Annotated in this window: 20 protein-coding genes and 2 other annotated features; of the genes, 15 read left to right on the forward strand and 5 right to left on the reverse strand. The window is 42.3% G+C overall.

Annotation, left to right across the window (positions count from 1 at the left end; all coding sequences use genetic code 11):
* Positions 1-495: 495 nt before the first annotated feature.
* On the reverse strand, positions 496-1,971 hold the full coding sequence (locus CVD28_RS15680; protein WP_101593433.1) for an aminotransferase class I/II-fold pyridoxal phosphate-dependent enzyme: 1,476 nt from the start codon (positions 1,969-1,971) through the stop codon (positions 496-498).
* A 284-nt stretch (positions 1,972-2,255) separates the two neighbouring features.
* Between CVD28_RS15680 and CVD28_RS15685 the strand changes: the two genes are divergently transcribed.
* The 9 genes from CVD28_RS15685 (at position 2,256) to trpA (ending at position 10,895) form a co-directional block, all read left to right on the forward strand.
* Positions 2,256-3,215 (forward strand): NAD(P)H-dependent flavin oxidoreductase, encoded by a 960-nt coding sequence (locus CVD28_RS15685; protein ID WP_101593436.1) that lies wholly within the window; start codon positions 2,256-2,258, stop codon positions 3,213-3,215.
* Positions 3,216-3,248: 33 nt separating this feature from the next.
* Positions 3,249-3,533: a UPF0223 family protein gene (locus tag CVD28_RS15690; RefSeq protein ID WP_101593439.1), complete on the forward strand. Its 285-nt coding sequence runs from the start codon at positions 3,249-3,251 to the stop codon at positions 3,531-3,533.
* A gap of 269 nt (positions 3,534-3,802) precedes the next feature.
* Positions 3,803-4,038, forward strand: a binding site (T-box leader).
* 58 nt (positions 4,039-4,096) lie between these two features.
* Positions 4,097-4,347 (forward strand) — a binding site (T-box leader).
* A gap of 57 nt (positions 4,348-4,404) precedes the next feature.
* Positions 4,405-5,802 (forward strand): anthranilate synthase component I, encoded by a 1,398-nt coding sequence (gene trpE, locus CVD28_RS15695; protein WP_101593441.1) that lies wholly within the window; start codon positions 4,405-4,407, stop codon positions 5,800-5,802.
* Complete coding sequence (locus tag CVD28_RS15700) at positions 5,799-6,410, forward strand: anthranilate synthase component II (protein WP_101593444.1); 612 nt, start codon at positions 5,799-5,801, stop codon at positions 6,408-6,410. The genes trpE and CVD28_RS15700 overlap by 4 nt, the downstream gene beginning before the upstream one ends.
* A complete protein-coding gene (gene trpD / locus CVD28_RS15705) occupies positions 6,382-7,404 on the forward strand; it encodes an anthranilate phosphoribosyltransferase (RefSeq protein ID WP_101593446.1) in 1,023 nt (340 codons plus the stop codon). The genes CVD28_RS15700 and trpD overlap by 29 nt, the downstream gene beginning before the upstream one ends.
* The gene (gene trpC / locus CVD28_RS15710) at positions 7,405-8,181 is read left to right on the forward strand and encodes an indole-3-glycerol phosphate synthase TrpC (RefSeq protein WP_180954186.1); all 777 of its coding nucleotides are present in this window, start codon (positions 7,405-7,407) and stop codon (positions 8,179-8,181) included.
* 89 nt (positions 8,182-8,270) lie between these two features.
* A complete protein-coding gene (locus tag CVD28_RS15715) occupies positions 8,271-8,927 on the forward strand; it encodes a phosphoribosylanthranilate isomerase (RefSeq protein WP_101593448.1) in 657 nt (218 codons plus the stop codon).
* A complete protein-coding gene (trpB, locus tag CVD28_RS15720; RefSeq protein ID WP_101593451.1) occupies positions 8,902-10,101 on the forward strand; it encodes a tryptophan synthase subunit beta in 1,200 nt (399 codons plus the stop codon). The genes CVD28_RS15715 and trpB overlap by 26 nt, the downstream gene beginning before the upstream one ends.
* Positions 10,101-10,895, forward strand: a complete 795-nt coding sequence (trpA, locus tag CVD28_RS15725) for a tryptophan synthase subunit alpha (RefSeq protein WP_101593454.1) — start codon at positions 10,101-10,103, stop codon at positions 10,893-10,895. The genes trpB and trpA overlap by 1 nt, the downstream gene beginning before the upstream one ends.
* Before the next feature lie 181 nt (positions 10,896-11,076).
* Here the strand turns inward: trpA and CVD28_RS15730 are convergent, their stop codons facing one another.
* Positions 11,077-11,697: a YktB family protein gene (locus CVD28_RS15730; RefSeq protein ID WP_101593456.1), complete on the reverse strand. Its 621-nt coding sequence runs from the start codon at positions 11,695-11,697 to the stop codon at positions 11,077-11,079.
* Positions 11,698-11,906: 209 nt separating this feature from the next.
* On the opposite strand from CVD28_RS15730, the gene CVD28_RS15735 reads away from it, so the two are divergent.
* Together CVD28_RS15735 and CVD28_RS15740 are read left to right on the forward strand one after the other, a co-directional pair.
* On the forward strand, positions 11,907-12,104 hold the full coding sequence (locus tag CVD28_RS15735; RefSeq protein WP_101593458.1) for a hypothetical protein: 198 nt from the start codon (positions 11,907-11,909) through the stop codon (positions 12,102-12,104).
* 381 nt (positions 12,105-12,485) lie between these two features.
* Positions 12,486-13,280, forward strand: coding sequence for an inositol monophosphatase family protein (locus CVD28_RS15740; protein ID WP_101593461.1), 795 nt, complete (start codon positions 12,486-12,488; stop codon positions 13,278-13,280).
* 146 nt (positions 13,281-13,426) lie between these two features.
* Here CVD28_RS15740 and CVD28_RS15745 read toward each other — a convergent pair whose 3' ends face one another.
* The gene (locus CVD28_RS15745; protein ID WP_101593465.1) at positions 13,427-13,612 is read right to left on the reverse strand and encodes a YlaF family protein; all 186 of its coding nucleotides are present in this window, start codon (positions 13,610-13,612) and stop codon (positions 13,427-13,429) included.
* Positions 13,613-13,725: 113 nt separating this feature from the next.
* Between CVD28_RS15745 and typA the strand changes: the two genes are divergently transcribed.
* Genes typA through CVD28_RS15760 form a run of 3 tightly spaced genes read left to right on the forward strand, consistent with a single transcriptional unit; the run spans position 13,726 to position 16,214 of the window.
* The gene (gene typA / locus CVD28_RS15750; protein WP_101593468.1) at positions 13,726-15,567 is read left to right on the forward strand and encodes a translational GTPase TypA; all 1,842 of its coding nucleotides are present in this window, start codon (positions 13,726-13,728) and stop codon (positions 15,565-15,567) included.
* A 32-nt stretch (positions 15,568-15,599) separates the two neighbouring features.
* Entirely contained in the window at positions 15,600-15,926 is a 327-nt protein-coding gene (locus tag CVD28_RS15755; protein WP_101593471.1) for a YlaH-like family protein, read from the forward strand.
* 3 nt (positions 15,927-15,929) lie between these two features.
* Positions 15,930-16,214: a hypothetical protein gene (locus tag CVD28_RS15760; protein WP_101593474.1), complete on the forward strand. Its 285-nt coding sequence runs from the start codon at positions 15,930-15,932 to the stop codon at positions 16,212-16,214.
* A 48-nt stretch (positions 16,215-16,262) separates the two neighbouring features.
* Here CVD28_RS15760 and CVD28_RS15765 read toward each other — a convergent pair whose 3' ends face one another.
* On the reverse strand, positions 16,263-16,709 hold the full coding sequence (locus tag CVD28_RS15765) for a hypothetical protein (protein WP_101593477.1): 447 nt from the start codon (positions 16,707-16,709) through the stop codon (positions 16,263-16,265).
* A complete protein-coding gene (locus CVD28_RS15770; protein ID WP_101593480.1) occupies positions 16,703-16,903 on the reverse strand; it encodes a YlaI family protein in 201 nt (66 codons plus the stop codon). Before CVD28_RS15770 ends, CVD28_RS15765 begins: the two co-directional genes overlap by 7 nt.
* Positions 16,904-17,046: 143 nt before the next feature.
* Here CVD28_RS15770 and CVD28_RS15775 point away from each other — a divergent pair, with 143 nt between their 5' ends.
* On the forward strand, positions 17,047-17,505 hold the full coding sequence (locus CVD28_RS15775; RefSeq protein WP_101593484.1) for a pyridoxamine 5'-phosphate oxidase family protein: 459 nt from the start codon (positions 17,047-17,049) through the stop codon (positions 17,503-17,505).
* The last annotated feature ends 233 nt before the right edge of the window (positions 17,506-17,738 follow it).

Below are 17,738 nucleotides of genomic sequence, written 5' to 3' on the forward strand. Positions count from 1 at the left end.
AGACAGCAAGGTTTTCTTTTGCAGTTTTTTTAGGTGAAGTCCAGATATCTGGATCCAGCACCAAGTCATTTTTTTACGCAGAAAACATTCATGAGTTTTAACTCCAGCCTATCCCTGGAAAATAAGCATATGTAGTTTGCACATGCTCACTCAATAAAGGCGGTGTGAGCGAGGCTGCACTATACAACTTCCTAAGAGATTTTACTTATTAATTTAATTAATGATTTACGGAGAACAATCGGCGCAGCACCGCCCCTTTTCCACAGAAAAAGTAAAGCCTCTACGAATAGGACCAGAAATACTATGGAGTACGTACTAGTTCAGCGCAGCCGCAAGGCGAAGGAGGCAGGGAAAAGGTTATCCTGCAAACTTGAGATCTTAGCAGGACCACGTATAGATAAAGCCTTGGACATAAGCCGATAGCTTCGGAAGACAAAGCGCCCTGATAAAAGGGACATAGTCGACGTTCCTTTTGTCAGGGCGCTTACGCTTTACTTATATAATTGCTTTCTGTTCTTTTATGACACGAAGATATTTTAATTCGCTGTCTTCAGGTCCCTGGACTGGCAGTCCGACTTCAATGTTCTTATTAATATAAACAATGTTTTCCTTTGTAATGATTTCACCAGGGATGAAAATAGGAATGCCTGGAGGGTACACCATTACGAATTCAGCAATAATTCTGCCTACACTTTCTTCAATCGGCACCACTTCTGTTTTAGCATAAAACGCATCGCGCGGTGAAAGAGCCAGAACTGGAATGTTTGGCAATAACACCTCTAGATTAGAATCATGCTCTTCTTTATAATGCTTGAAAGCTTCGCTCATTTCTTTTAAAGCAGATATCAGAATATCAGCTTCATTCTTTGTGTCTCCTGGAGTGACCAGGCAAAGAATGTTATACAAATCAGACATCTCTACTTCAATATTATATGTTTCACGAAGCCACTTTTCAGCATCGTAACCCGTAATTCCAAGCTGTTTAACGGTAATGATCAATTTCGTTGGATCATAGTCATATGTTGCTTTACTTGCGAGAATTTCTTTACCGATGCAAACAATATTTTCTATACGGTTTACTTCATCCCTTATATAATTGGCGAGATTAATTGCTTGTTCTGCCAATTCTCGTCCTTCTGTCGCTAGCCTTTTTCTCGCAACATCAAGGGAGGCAAGAAGCAAGTAGGAGGTTGAGGTTGTTGTCAGCATACTCAGGATCGACTGGACACGCTCATGGGAAACAAGACCTTCCCGAACATTTAATACGGAGCTCTGGGTCATCGAACCTCCAAGTTTGTGCACTGAGGTTGCAGCCATGTCAGCACCCGCCTGCATTGCAGACATAGGAAGCTTTTCATGAAAATGAATATGGACTCCATGTGCCTCATCAACGAGTACTGGAACCTTGTAGGAATGAGCAATTTCCACAATTTTTTGAAGATCTGCAGCAACCCCAAAATAAGTAGGATTAATGACTAAAAGTCCTTTTGCATCAGGATGCTGTTCCAGTGCCTTTTCGACTGAACTGGTTGTAATCCCATGGCTGATTCCGAGATTTTTATCAATTTCAGGATGGATAAAAATTGGAACTGCACCGGAAAATACGATTGCTGACATAACTGATTTATGGACATTGCGGGGGACGATAATTTTATCCCCAGGTCCGCAGACAGCCATGACCATTGTCATAATCGCTCCGCTTGTTCCTTGTACAGAGAAAAATGTATGGTCGGCACCAAATGCTTCCGCTGCCAGATCCTGTGCTTTCTTGATCATTCCTTTTGGCTGGTGAAGATCATCCAGAGGTGCAATATTAATCAAATCAATAGATAAAGCATTTTCACCTATGAATTCCCGAAATTCCGGGTCAATGCCCCTGCCTTTTTTATGGCCGGGTATATGAAATTGAATTGGATTCTTTTTAGCGTGTTCCAGAAGGCCTGTGAACAAGGGTGTTTCATTCTGTGACAATATTCCCTCACACCTCTTTATCAATAAGTAGTTAGTTTTAAGGACATAAAACAAATGCATTATAGCATTTTTGGCACTCTTTGCATAGTATGCCAGTTCATTGTTATTAGCCAGTACATTTTACGCTGCTCATTTTGCCCGGGAAATAAAAATAAATGTATGAATTATTCAGGTACCAACAATTAGCATGCTTATGGGCATTGACAAGCAAGTTTTACCAGTGGGGGAAAGTAAGATAAAATAAATGTTAAAGAGAGATTTTTAAAAAGAGGAGGAACTAATTTATGAAGTGGGAAACAAGAGTGACAAAACTTCTTGGCATTAAATATCCGATTATACAGGGCGGGCTGGCCCATCTTGCTTATTCCGAATTGGCATCAGCGGTGTCAAATGCAGGCGGGCTGGGGCAGGTTACGGCAATGTCCCTTAATACCCCTGAAGAATTAGTCAGTGAAATCCGTAAAACAAAGAGCTTGACTAATAAACCCTTCGGAGTCAATTTTGCGATTGGTCAGCATGGACGAAAATTTGAGCACTATGTGGAAGCAGCCCTTAACGAAAATGTAAAGGTTATGTCTATTACAGGAGGAAATCCGGCTCCTTTTTTTGAAATGCTGAAAGGAACAGATGTTAAGAAATTGGTTCTTGTTGCAGCCAAGAGACAGGCTGAAAAGGCAGAGGAACTTGGTGCAGATGCGGTAATGGTTGTCGGCCAGGAAGGAGGCGGGCACCTTGGCAGGGGTGATATTGGCACGATGGTGCTCATTCCCCAGGTTGTCGACTCTGTAAGCATCCCGGTCATTGCTTCAGGTGGTATTGGGGACGGAAGGGGTTTTATGGCAGCATTGGCCCTTGGTGCAGAAGGTATTGAAATGGGAACCCGCTTCATTGCTACAAAAGAATGCGTTCATGCTCACGAAGCTTATAAAAAGGCATTAATTAATGGTGAGGAGACTGGTACTTCCGTGATTAAACGTTCCATCGGCGCACCTGCGCGGGTGATTTCCAATACATGGACCGACAGGATATTGGAGCTGGAAGCACAACAAGGAACATATGAATCATTGAAGGAATACATAAGCGGCGAGGCAAATAAGCGCTTTATCCATGAAGGGAAAGAAGCTGAAGGCTTTGCTTGGGCTGGCCAGGTAATGGGGCTTATTTCAGATGTGCCGCCAGTGCAGGAGCTATTTGAACGTATGATCAAAGATTCGGAACAAATTGCCGGAAAATGGACAAAATAAAACGGCCCAAAATAAACAAAGCAGGTGACTGTAATGGAATATCAATACCCAATTGATTATGATTGGTCTACTGAAGAAACGGTAGATGTAATCCAGTTTTATGAGTGCATTGAAAAAGCATACGAACAAAAAATCAGCAAAAATGAACTTATGGAGGCTTACCGCCGCTTTAAAAAGGTTGTACCCGGCAAGGCAGATGAAAAAAAACTTACAGACGAATTTGAGGAAATTAGCGGCTATTCTGCTTATCTTGCTATTAAAAAAGCGAAAGACAGCGATGACGGTGAAATGATATCTCTGTCAGCAGGGAAAAAATAATTCATACCGGTCGGCAGCTTAAAAAGGATTATTTCTTCTTGAGTGCCATGTGAAAAGCTTTTTGCAGCAAATGAGATTTACCCGTTTATTTTGAACATGGTTTTTGTTAATAATCTGTCTCAAAAATATATGGTGATAAAATATTTGATCCCCTTATTAGTAGCTGGGACTGGGTTTTCTAAAATTTATAATTATTTATAGTTGACTTTCCTTCCTGTCCCATATTATTATGAGTAACAAGAAATCTAACAAGAAATCGAATTATTTAAAATATGGCTATGAAGAAGAGAAGTAGCTTAAGGGAACACTGCAGAGAGCCGATGGTTGGTGCAAATCGGTGTGGGAATTTATGTGAATGGACTTCTGAGCCCCAAACCGAAACTAATGGAGTAGGCTTTGGCGATGGTCTCATCGTTATCTGAGACAGGTATTCCGCTTATCGGGGTACTGTAAAGTGAGCTTTTAAAGCTAATTAAGGTGGTACCACGGGTTCCTCGTCCTTTGGATGAGGGCCCTTTTTGTGTTTTTTCATTCGGTACAAACGAAATTTCTAAATTGAACAGGCAAAATCGCTGAGTAAGAATAGTACTCTCTTAAAGCCGTTCCAGAGAGCCGGAGAAGCTGTGAACCCGGTACGGTGAAGGAGAGGAATGGGCTTACGAGAGATTCCTTGAACAATAGTAGGGGGATCCGGATTCCACCGTTAAAGGGAGTGTATGGTACTTAATATGTACTTTACTTAAAAGTGGGAAGGGTTAACGTTATTTGCCCGTCCAACCTGAGGTGGCACCGCGGTCCAATAATCGTCCTCTGCAAGCACAATTGCTGTGTTTGCAGAGGATTTTTTTATTCTTAAAAAGGGGGAAACACCATGGTCGCAGTAAAAAGCAGTGCATTAGTTGAAATAGCGAAGCTGGAGGGTGATACTTTGACACCTATCGCTATTTTTCAAAGAATACAAGGGCAAAAAAAGTTCCTGCTTGAAAGCTCATTAAAGCATGAAGAAAAGGGGCGTTATTCTTTTATTGGGGCTGATCCATACAAGCAGGTCACATCAATGGGAAAGGACGCTGTGATCGATGATTTGGAAACCGGAGAGCAAACAGTAAAGGAAGGCCGGGTTCTTGACGTATTGAAGGGGATGCTAGACGAAGCTGAAATCCCTGACGTACAGCTTCCCTTTTTTGGCGGAGCGGTAGGATACCTAGGCTATGATGTGATTCGCCAATATGAAGAAATCGGCAGTGTATCAGCTGATGAGCTGCAAATGCCTGAGGCGCATTTTATGTTCTACCGGGATATCATCTGCTATGACCATGCTGAACAAAGCGTCTATATTATCGCACTTAAAACTAGGAATGAACAGAAGGAAGATTTACTCGCACGAATTGCTGAAAAAAAGAAGCAAATTCTTGGAAACTCTTCGGGTGAAGAGCCGTTGAAGCTTGAGAGGCTGGAATTCAAACCTTCAATTTCTCAACATCGATTTGAGCAAATGGTGGAAAAGGCGAAGGAGGCGATCATTGCTGGAGAGATCTTTCAGGTAGTGCTGTCACAGCGTCTTAAGGCGGATTATCACTCAGACCCGTTTATAATTTACAGAAAGCTTAGGCTTTCTAACCCCTCGCCTTATATGTTTTATATCGATTTTGCGGATTATGTTGTTCTCGGGTCATCCCCCGAAAGTCTGATCAAAGTAAAAAATAGAGAAGTAATAACAAACCCGATTGCCGGCACAAGAAAACGGGGGGAGACGAAGGAAGAGGATATGTGCCTTGAAACCAATTTGCTGGAAGATGAGAAGGAGCTTGCAGAACATAAAATGCTAGTTGACCTTGGGCGAAATGATCTCGGGCGGGTTTGTGAGGTAGGTTCCATCGAAATTCCTGTCTATATGAAAATTGAACGGTATAAATATGTGATGCATATCGTTTCAGAGGTATCCGGAATGTTGACAAAAAATATGAGCGGGCTGGATGCACTTGCTGCCTGCCTTCCGGCTGGTACGGTTTCCGGGGCTCCGAAGATCCGCGCAATGAGCTTGATCAGTGAGCTCGAGGACAGTAAACGGGGCGTTTACTCTGGGGCTGTAGGCTACGTTTCCTTTAATGGAGACTTAGACTTCGCACTTGCAATCCGCACGATGGTAATAAAGGATAACACGGCATTTGTGCAGGCGGGTGCAGGGATAGTTTACGACTCTGTTCCTGAAACCGAATTTGAAGAAACATTAAATAAGGCTAAGGCCTTGCTGGAGGTAAGCGGATGATTCTCCTTATTGATAACTATGATTCTTTTACATATAACCTTTATCAATATCTAAGTGAATTCGATGTGGATATTATGGTAGTCCGCAATGATAAAATTTCAATCCCTGAAATTGAAAAACTTGCACCTGAGGGAATTGTTATTTCACCTGGACCCGGAAGCCCTGAAAATGCAGGCATTTCAATTGAAGCAATCAAGTATTTTTGCAATAAAGTTCCGATCCTCGGAATTTGCCTCGGTCATCAAGCAATTGGCGCTGCTTTTGGGGCAAGGATTGTCGGTGCAGCAACAATTAAACACGGAAAAACCTCGCTTATTACGCATAAAGGGACAGAGTTGTTTCAATATTTGCCCCAGCCCCTTGAGGTCATGAGATATCATTCACTTGTTGTCGACCTAGCAACGGTCCCGGAAGAGTTTGAAATCCTGGCCACTTCCATGGATGACGGTGAAATCATGGCAATGAAGCATCGGGGCTACCCGCTGTATGGGCTTCAGTTTCATCCGGAATCAATCGGAACAATTACAGGTAAAAAATTGCTAAAGCAATTTGTTCAACAAGTGAAGGGAGAGAAGTTTAATGAAGACATTTCTGCAAAAATTAGCTGAAAACCATGCTTTATCTGAAACTGAGATGGAAGAGGCGGCACAATATCTTTTTTCTGAAGTTATTACTGACAGTGAAATTGCCGCTTTTTTGGTTGCCCTTAAATTCAAGGGTGAAACGGCAGAAGAAATTGCAGGCCTGGTTAAGGTTTTGCGGGAAAAAGCTCTTCCGGTGAAACCAGGGCTGGCCGATGTGATGGATAATTGCGGAACCGGGGGTGACGGTTCAAACAGCTTTAATATCAGCACCACTTCTGCTTTTGTTATTGCGGGAGCGGGGATAAAGATTGCCAAGCATGGAAACAGAAGTGTTTCAAGTAAAACAGGCAGTGCTGATGTCCTCGAAATACTGGGAGTTTCATTATCATTGGATGCATCACAAACAGAAGAGCTGCTGCATGAAAACGGCATCGCCTTCTTATTTGCCCCAAATGTTCATCCGATGATTTCAAGAATTATGAAGGTAAGAAGAGATTTAAAGATTTCAACTATTTTCAACCTAATCGGCCCGCTTACCAATCCGGTAAATCTTGAAACACAGCTTCTTGGAATTTATAGAAGAGATATGCTGGAGTTATTTGCTTCCGTTCTTCAAAGACTCGGCAGAAAAAGGGCAGTCGTTGTTAATGGGGCCGGCTTTATGGATGAAGCGAGCCTGCAGGGAAGCAATTCCCTCGCGCTGCTAAAGGATGGAGAGATAAAGATGATTTCTTTACATCCGGAAGAGGCGGGGTTGCCTGTTTATTCGAATGAAGCGATCCGTGGGGGAACTGCTGCAGAAAATGCGGAAATTATGCTTGGTGTATTAAAGGGGAAAAAAGGGGCCCATCGGGATACCGTCCTGTTAAATGCCGGGCTTGGAATTTTTGCTAATGGAAGGGCATCTACCATTCAGGAAGGCATCAGGCTGGCACAAGAAAGCCTTGATACAGGTAAAGCATTATCCAAACTGGAATACCTCATTGGTTACAGCAAAAAAGTAAAGGCGGTAATGTAAATGGTGACTATACTGGATAAAATAATTCATCAAAAACAAAGAGAAGTAGAAAAATTGAAAAAAGGCGGTTTTCCTTCTATTAATATAGCTTCCAGAAAAACGATTTCCTTGTACAACCAACTGGCGAAAGCTAAAACGCTAAGTATTATTGCTGAAATTAAAAGGGCTTCCCCTTCTAAAGGGGATATTAATCCACTTGTGATTCCTTACTTGCAGGCAGCGCTTTATGAAAAAAATGGCGCAGCCGCAATATCAGTTTTAACAGATGAAACATTCTTTAAAGGGTCGTTTACTGATTTAGCAGAGGTTAGGCCTCATGTAAATCTGCCGATTCTGTGCAAGGATTTTATCATCGATGAGATACAAATTGACCTGGCTAAACAAGCCGGTGCGGATGTAGTGCTTTTGATCGTCGCAGCCCTTACGGAGGAACGCTTGAATATGCTATACCGCTATGCGAGGGATAAAGGTTTGGATGTTTTGGTGGAAGTTCATAGTGAAGCCGAATTAGAAGCCGCCCAAAAGGTGGGAGCGAGAATTATCGGGGCTAATAATCGTGACCTGAAAACCTTTGAAGTGGATTTGGGGACCACTGAAAGAATCGGCCGTCTTTTACAGAATTCCGGCGTATTTTTCATCAGTGAGAGTGGTATTAAGACACGGAATGATGTTATCCGGGTAAAGGAAGCAGGCGCCCGTGGCATCCTGGTAGGCGAAAGTTTAATGACGAGCGGTAGCCTGGAGGAAAGTTTTCAGGACCTGACGGTTGTTGTTTGATGGAAGATAGGAGCGGATTGGAATTATAATAGAACAACACTAACAGATGTGAAGGATTTGAAAAGTATTACGATGCAAGGAGGCAGACTATGCACATAAAAATCTGCGGTATCACCACGCTTGAAGCTGCACAGGCAGCATGTGATGCAGGAGCCGATATGCTCGGTTTTGTATTTGCGCAGAGCAAGCGGAAGATAACACCTGAACAGGCGAAAGCCATTATAGAAAAGATACCCGCGCATGTGAAGAAGACTGGCGTCTTTGTAAATGAAGAATTGGATATTATTGAGGAAACGGTTCGAACTGCCGGACTGGATTATGTTCAGCTGCATGGCGATGAAAGTGCCGCGTTTGCCCAAAAGATAACTGTGCCTGTTATCAAGGCATTTGGAATTGAAAACAAAAGCGATCTGAACAAAGCCAGCATGTTTGAAACAGATTTTTATTTATTTGATAGCCCTAAAGGAAAATACAGGGGCGGGAATGGAACCTCTTTTGATTGGGCCGTTTTAGAAGAAAATGATTTTCCAAAAGATAAAACAATCCTTGCAGGCGGGCTAACCCCTGAGAATGTAAAAGAAGCAATCTTGAGAGTAAGGCCAGTGGCAGTTGATGTATCAAGCGGCGTAGAAACAAATGGAATAAAGGATAGAGCTAAAATAATTCTTTTTATAGAAGAAGCAAAATTAGCATTCCAACAATTAGAGGAGAGTGACAGACATGGCAGTATATGCACAGCCAGATAAAAAAGGCCATTACGGACCATACGGGGGACGCTATGTTCCTGAAACATTAATGAGTGCAGTAGTAGAGCTGGAGGAAGCGTATTGCAAGGCACAGCAGGATGAAGGATTTCAGCAGGAGCTTCAGCATTATCTTAGGCAATATATCGGCAGAGAAACGCCTCTTTATTTGGCAGAAAACCTGACCAGACATGCGGGCGGTGCAAAAATCTATTTAAAGCGTGAAGATTTAAATCATACCGGTGCCCATAAAATTAACAATACAATTGGCCAGGCGCTGCTGGCAGTAAGAATGGGAAAGAAAAAGGTGGTTGCGGAAACAGGAGCCGGACAGCACGGAGTTGCGACGGCTACCGTCTGTGCTTTATTGAATCTTGAGTGCGTCATTTTTATGGGAAAAGAAGATATCCGCCGGCAAAAGCTGAATGTGTTTCGGATGGAGCTATTGGGTGCGAAAGTGGTCTCCGTTGAACAGGGAAGCGCAACGCTGAAGGATGCTGTGAATGAAGCGCTGCGTTACTGGGTGGCTAATGTCCAGGATACTCATTACATTATGGGTTCTGTACTGGGACCGCACCCGTTCCCGTTAATAGTCCGAGATTTTCAGAGTGTGATAGGGACGGAAACAAGAGCTCAGCATCTAACTCTGGAGGGCAAGCTTCCGGAAGCTGTCATTGCATGCATTGGTGGGGGAAGCAATGCGATGGGAATGTTTTATCCATTCATCGAGGATGAGGAAGTTAAATTATATGGCGTTGAAGCTGCAGGCAGCGGTCTCGATACAGATAAACATGCGGCTTCCTTAACTAAAGGCCAGGTTGGCGTTTTGCACGGCAGCATGATGTATGTACTGCAGAATGCTCATGGACAGATCCAGGAAGCACATTCCATATCGGCAGGATTGGACTATCCGGGTGTAGGGCCTGAGCACAGCTTATTGAAGGATATAGAACGGGTTACCTATACTTCCGTTACCGATCAAGAAGCGCTTGATGCACTGGTGCTGCTTTCCCGGAAGGAAGGAATCATACCGGCACTTGAAAGCTCACATGCTCTTGCGTATAGCCTTAAGCTGGCAAAGGAAATGGGCAAAGAAGAAAGCATAGTTGTCTGCCTGTCAGGACGAGGCGATAAAGATGTAGAAACAGTGCGTGCAGCATTAGGAGGGAATGAATAATGGGGAAGCAGCGAATACAGGAAGCCTTCGCAGAATTGGAAAAGCAGGGTGGAAAAGCTTTTATTCCATATATAATGGCGGGGGATGGAGGCTTTGAAAAGCTGAAGAAGGAGCTCATGTTTTTTGAAAAAGCGGGGGCAACTGCAGTGGAATTGGGAATTCCTTTTTCCGACCCGGTGGCAGATGGGCCAACAATTCAAAAGGCGGGGCAGCGCGCTTTGGAACATGGCACCACTCTTGAACTTGTTCTGGCGCATGTAAAGGAAATACGAAAAGAAGTTAAGATTCCGATTGTACTAATGACATACTTGAACCCGGTGTTTGCCTACGGAATTCCCCGGTTTGCAGGTGACTGTAAAGCTGCGGGTGTCGACGGCTGCATCATTCCGGATCTCCCTTATGAGGAAGAAGAAATCATTTCAAACTATTTGGCAGAAGCAGGATTAGCCTTGATTCGGCTCGTGACACTCACTAGCACGAAGGAACGGATTGCAAAATTGGCAAAATCAGCGGAGGGATTTTTATATGCAGTAACGATTACGGGTATTACAGGTGCAAGAGATACCTTCTCACAGGAAGTAACGAGCTATCTTGAACAGGTGAAAGAATTAAGCCCAATCCCAGTACTGGCCGGATTCGGAATTTCCAGCCCCGTGCATGTGGCAGCAGCCATCAAGGCCTGTGACGGGGTGATAGTAGGAAGCCGGATTATCGATCTAATTGAAAAAAATGACTTTGAGGCGATTAAAGAAATGATTAGTGCATCAAAAATAGGTGAAATATCACTTTCTTAGGAAAAGTTCAAGGATACTGGTACGGCAAAGCATTGAAAAAACTCCCGCTTTATTATTGCCGCGAGAGCATGCTTTTGCCGCACCCTTTTTTACTAATTGTTAACGTGTAACAGTTCGCATAAAAAAGCTAAAGTCTTTATATTTCCGCTTACAGCTCATGAATGCAAGCTTGCTATCATGTTTAATACATTTTATATAAGGGTATTAATTTCACAAATACATCAGCAACAGATTTTACAAAGTCATCACCGGAAAGCATCACAGCCTCTTCTCGGGGAATATGCATTCCGCAAAGGATTTCGGCTTTCTTTACGGTCTGAAGCCTTTGAAACATCTCAGTCAGATCTTGTTCATTCAGATCCCTGTGGGGGATAGCTCCCGGCTTAGTATGGTCAGCCGACCAGACGAAATTATCAGGAATGCTGTTTTTGATTTCTGAAACATGCTGCTGCAGCACTTCACCAAACTTTGCTTTATTTGAAGCTTCATAAATGACTGCAAACCAAATGAACACATGTGTTTCCCAAAGTCCAATCTGAAAATGAGGCAGCATTTTGTACCCCCTATTATTGCCGGCAAAAGCAACCCATGTATCATTCGGGGGATTAATTGTCCTTCTAAGGTGCTTGGCTACATGCGGAAACATTTCATCTCCAGTGAGGATGGAAAGTTCAGCGGTGAAGTGTTCCCCGAGTGCTAAAAGTTTAGGCTGGATCCTCTCTTTTATCGCTTCCATGCGAGGCTCTAAACCTCCGATTTTAAACACATTAAAATCGGCAGCGTTAAATCCGGTTAAGGGCATAATGGCTCCTCCTTCTATATTAATTCTAAACTTATTTTAGCATAATGAATTTCTTTTTAACAAAAGAACGGACTTGACAAGCCAAAAAGTTAAAAGTTATAGGTAAAAGTACAATTTTGTTGCGAAAAACTGACAACCGTCATATTATAATAACAAAATAAAGACAGAAAATTCGGTAAACTGATTATAATGAAGGGAGAGTTTCATATATGAAACAGGTAATGAATCAGGCTTCGAAAGCCAAGGAAGTAGAAAAGCATAGAGCAGCGGTGCTTAAAATGGAAATGGATTATGAATTAGCGACTTTGTTTGAAGCGTTAAGTGAAGAAAATGAATCCAAACAGTCTCAATGCAAACAGCGATTGGAGAGAATCCGCCTGGAGCTGTTGAAGTTAAAGGCTTTGTAGGCATTGGTAAGGAATTGAAATAAAAAGGAGTAAAGTGCATCAGATGCTATCAATAGTCGACGACAAACAATATACCATGCTATAGACGGGCTCTGTACATACAATGAGGGCCCGTTTTTTACGTTAAGCTAACCAAAGCATATTTTTTTTGAAGAAGTACACATAGAAAAAAAGCTCCTACCACTGGACGAAGGCTGTAACACGGAGTAAGTTATAACCCTGTCGCTCTTAGCAGTCCTTTCTCAACGGGCGCTTTTGCTTAAAAGGTAAATTACTTGATGGGAAAAGATTAATCGATTAATCTTTAAATAAAAATTCCCTATATATAGAATTATAATGAATGACGCTTAGCGACTTACTAATGAACCGGAGGACAGCTAAATGGCCAACTGGAAGGAAATAGATACATATGCGAAAGAATGGACGAAAACAGCCGGAAAAAGGCTAAGAGAGTCATTTAAGGAAAAGCTGAACATTCAAACAAAATCGAATCGGAACGACCTTGTAACAAATATGGATAAGGAAACAGAAGAGTTTTTCATAGAAAAAATAAAAGAAAAATACCCTGATCACAAAATCCTTGGTGAAGAAGGAATGGGAGAAGGAACAAAAAATCTAGCGGGAATCGTCTGGATTATCGATCCGATTGATGGAACAATGAATTTCATCCATCAGCAGCGGAATTTCGCTATTTCCATTGGCGTGTATGAAGATGGAATTGGAAAAATCGGGCTGATATATGATGTAGTGCATGATGAACTTTATCATGCAGCCAAAGGCCAGGGGGCCTACATGAATGATGTAAAGCTTCCTGCGTTGGAGACCGTGCCGGTAAGTGATATGATTCTATCCTTGAATGCAACCTGGGTAACGGAAAATAAAAGAATCGACCCTGCCATTTTAGCGAAACTCGTCAAGGATATAAGAGGTACCCGTTCATACGGATCTGCTGCCATTGAATTGGCTTACACTGCTGCTGGCCGTATTGACGGATATATTTCTCTAAGGCTTGCTCCGTGGGATGTAGCAGGGGGAGCGGTTTTGGTTGAGGAAGTCGGTGGCGTGGTTACTGACCTGCGCGGCAAACCGCTGGACTTAAAAAATGGCAGTTCAGTTTTTGCCTGCAAACCGGGCCTGCATGAAGAAGTTATAAAAAAATATTTGGCTGATTATTAAGAAAGGGACCTCCATACGGAATTTAAGGAGGGTTCTGAAAAAATTATAGCCGACAGAAGAAAACCTTGTCAGCAAGATGACAAGGTTTTCTTCTGCGCCAACAGCGTTCGTTTTTTAATAGTGAAAATTGGCAATAATAATTACGGCTAGTCCAATTTTCCTTGGTCTCTCATTTTCTTTTTTGCGGCAAATCCGTAACCCATGATGGCGTTTAACGCTATTATGGAGACAATTATGCCAATCGTGCTTCTTTCACCGACAGAAATGCCAATTCCAGCCATGCTGGCGGCAGCGAGAAAGGCGAGAAATAGAAAATTCCACTTGATGTTCATATGGTTTCACCTCTATTAATTCATTGTACAGAATTTCTTTCTTTGATTCTACTGTGTTTGTGATATAATACTTAGGTTAATGAAAAAGTTAATATATATTAGGAGTGAATTTGTTGAAATCACGCAATGATATTCGAAATATAGCCATTATCGCCCACGTTGACCATGGTAAAACAACGCTGGTTGATGAACTATTGAAGCAATCAGGTACTTTTCGTGCAAACGAACATGTTGAAGAACGTGCAATGGATTCTAACGATCTTGAAAAAGAACGCGGAATCACAATTCTAGCGAAAAATACGGCTGTTCAATATAAAGATACAAAAATAAATATTTTAGACACGCCTGGACATGCTGACTTTGGCGGCGAGGTAGAACGAATTATGAAAATGGTTGACGGCGTTCTGCTTGTTGTTGATGCATACGAAGGCACAATGCCTCAAACACGCTTCGTGTTAAAAAAGGCATTGGAACAAAAGCTTACACCAATTGTTGTTGTAAATAAAATTGATAAAGACTCTGCCCGTCCTGAAGAGGTTATTGATGAGGTTTTGGATTTATTCATTGAACTAGGTGCAAATGAAGAACAACTTGAATTCCCGGTTATTTATGCATCTGCAATCAATGGTACGGCAAGTCCGGATCCTGATCCAGCAAACCAGGAAGAAAATATGGGTTCTTTATTTGAAGCGATCATTGAAAATATCCCGGCACCTGTTGACAATAGAGAAGAAGGCCTGCAGTTCCAGGTTGCTCTGCTTGATTATAACGATTATGTAGGCCGTATCGGAATTGGGCGTGTATTCCGCGGAACTATGCGGGTAGGCCAGCAGGTAGCCCTAATGAAGCTTGATGGTTCAGTTAAACAATTCCGTGTTACAAAAATCTTTGGTTTTATCGGACTGAAGCGAGTCGAAGTTGAAGAAGCAGTAGCGGGCGACCTTGTCGCAGTTTCCGGGATGGAAGACATTAACGTAGGCGAAACAGTTACACCGGTTGACCAGCAGGAAGCTCTTCCTGTTCTTCGAATTGATGAACCTACACTGCAAATGACTTTCCTTGTAAATAACAGCCCATTCGCAGGACGTGAAGGGAAGTTTGTTACAGCAAGAAAAATTGAAGAAAGATTAAAAGCACAGCTTGAAACAGATGTCAGCTTACGAGTAGAGGACACTGATTCACCGGATGTGTGGATAGTTTCCGGACGCGGTGAGCTTCACCTATCCATCTTGATTGAAAATATGAGACGTGAAGGATACGAGCTTCAGGTTTCAAAGCCGGAAGTTATCGTAAGGGAAATTGACGGTGTTCGCTGTGAGCCAGTTGAACGTGTTCAAATTGACGTTCCTGAAGAGCATACTGGCGCTATCATGGAATCTATCGGTGCCCGTAAAGGCGAAATGCTGGATATGATCAATAATGGAAGCGGACAAGTCCGTCTATTATTCAATGTACCAGCACGCGGTTTGATCGGATACTCTACTGAATTCCTTACATTGACGCGCGGATATGGCATTATGAACCACACATTTGACAGCTATCAGCCAATGGCTACTGGCCAGGTGGGCGGCAGACGACAAGGTGTTCTTGTGTCCATGGAATCAGGTAAAGCAACGCAATACGGTATCATGCAGGTTGAAGACCGCGGCGTAATCTTTGTAGAGCCGGGTACAGATATTTACGAAGGTATGATTGTCGGTGAACATAACCGTGAGAGTGACTTAACGGTTAATATCGTAAAAGCTAAACAAATGACCAACATGCGTTCAGCCAATAAAGATCAAACAACAACAATGAAAAAACCAAGAATCATGTCACTTGAGGAATCACTTGAGTATCTGAATGATGATGAGTACTGCGAAGTAACTCCTGAATCAATCCGTTTGCGCAAGAAGATTCTTGATAAAAATGAACGTGAAAGAGTACAGAAAAAGAAAAAGTACGCTGAACAGTAATAATTCGAAGTGAGAAACTAGGAGGGTAAAGGATGATTGAAGAACGTTTAACGTTTTTTGCTGCCCTTTATAAAATCGGTGAAAATCAGGACCAGACTCAGCTGGGAATGTGGCTTTTATACAGTACAATTGTGCTTTTGTCCATTCTCGTTTATAATTTGGGATTTGCCCGAAAGCTGCCCCTTTTGAAGAATGTTGTTGTTTATATTTCACTTGCTTTGGGATGTACAGTCCTGACATTCTTTGCAGTATTCCTGCCCGTTGCAGAAGGGCTTGTCGTCGCTGCCCTGTTTCTGGGAGCTTACAAGTTCCGCCGTCATCGCCGTCAGGATGAACAGCAGGCTGAGCAGGGGAGCTAGCCTATGAAATCGCTGCAGGATACATTATATAATTGGCTGACGATAAAAGTTGTCAATCTGGCACGGCCTGATGACACTGCCGCTCATGAAACGACAGAGCTGTTCGAGCATATGCTTGCTGATGAACATGCTGTGTCAGACATGGTCATCACAAAAGAACCGCCAATGTATTTTATTAACTTTAAACAGCGGGGCGAAGCAAAAAGAGTCCGGTTTCCCGAGGAACTCATCGACATTATGCTGAACCAGATTGAAGAAGAACCAGAGAAATATGCAAATTATGAGTAACAAGAAAGCCCCTTGCCAGCTGGCAAGGGGCTTTCTTGTTATTGTGGTTTAGGGGAAAATAGAATCTATAAGCCGGCTGATAACAGCGAGCAGAAGCGCAAATATTAGATGGCATAACATCCAATAATAAAAGGAATGCAAATCGTTAGAATTAACAATTGGAACCTCAGCCAGTACTGATAATGGAAAATACAACAAAATGGCCGGAATTGTGACACTGATTGCTAGCCTTATCCTGCCACTCATCGCTTCTGTTTTCGATGAAGCGATAAGTATACAGTAACCTCCTCCGAGCAGGAAGGAGATGGCGAGATGGAAAATAAATTCAATCGGTTCCCCAAAATTCTGATTATCCAGGAAGGGGATGAAATCAACATTCAATAAAAGCGTGTATATTTCTTTTTCGGTAATATGCTGTACGTATTTCATCATCATGCCGAGAATCGTTCCGGCCAGCAATCCGGACAATGATCCTCTCCAGAAGCTTTTTACCATTCATCCTCTTCGTTTACGGAGCGGTACAAACGGAAATTTCCTGTAGCAATACGAGCGTTGGTCTTTTCTTCAATACGGGAATGGCAGCTAATGCACATATATGTATGGATGGGCCGGTTTCTAAGTTTTTTTGCCTGTGGAGAATCATCTTCTATTGATTCAATCTTATCGCAGATTACGCATTTTACTCTCAAATGGTACACCTCTTTTACTAATTCAGTTATGATATTAGTATATCATGATTATTCAGGCAAGAATATTTGAAACCGCGAAAAGGATTTCATATACTTATGAAAGCGGAAATAATCAAGGAATATAGATAATTGGAGGCATTATTATGGCCAATCAAGTTGAACCGAAATTAATTAAACCATTATTTGATTTACTGCAAAAAGAACATTATATAATTCTTGCTACAGTAGACCATGAAACAGGAGGCCCGAATGTAAATGCTATTTCCTGGGTGTACGCCCATTCGGAGGACGCAATTCGATTTGCCGTTGATAATCGATCACGGATTGTCCAAAACCTCGTGAATAATCCGAGCGCTGCCTTTACTTTAATTGCCAATGAAACAACGTATTCCATCAGCGGCAAAGCTTCCATTCTTGAGCAAAAGCTGGAAGGTGTGCCTTTGAAGCTTGCCCTTGTCGAAGTAGCAATTAGCGAGGTACGAGATATTATGTTCTACGGATCAAAGATCACAGTTGAGCCTCAATATGATAAAACCTATGACAAAAATGCTGCTGCTAAGCTTGATAAACAAGTTCTGGAAGCAATAAGGAACAGAGCCTAAACAGCAAAAAAAAACTTGCCAATTTGGCGAGTTTTTTTTTTTTGCCTCCATGCCGGACATGTTACTTATCGCACATCATATCTGAGGATTTTTACCCACCCCTATTCTTCCCTGTAAATATTCTTCTATCTTTACACAAATGGACATATATTTTAGCAACAGTCTCGTCCACAACATAAACTAAAGCATAAGGAATCAACAAAGCTGATTGCTCTTTTTAATCGGGGCTTTTA

The sequence above is a fragment of the Bacillus sp. M6-12 genome (assembly GCF_002860285.1).
Taxonomy (GTDB): domain Bacteria; phylum Bacillota; class Bacilli; order Bacillales; family DSM-1321; genus Peribacillus.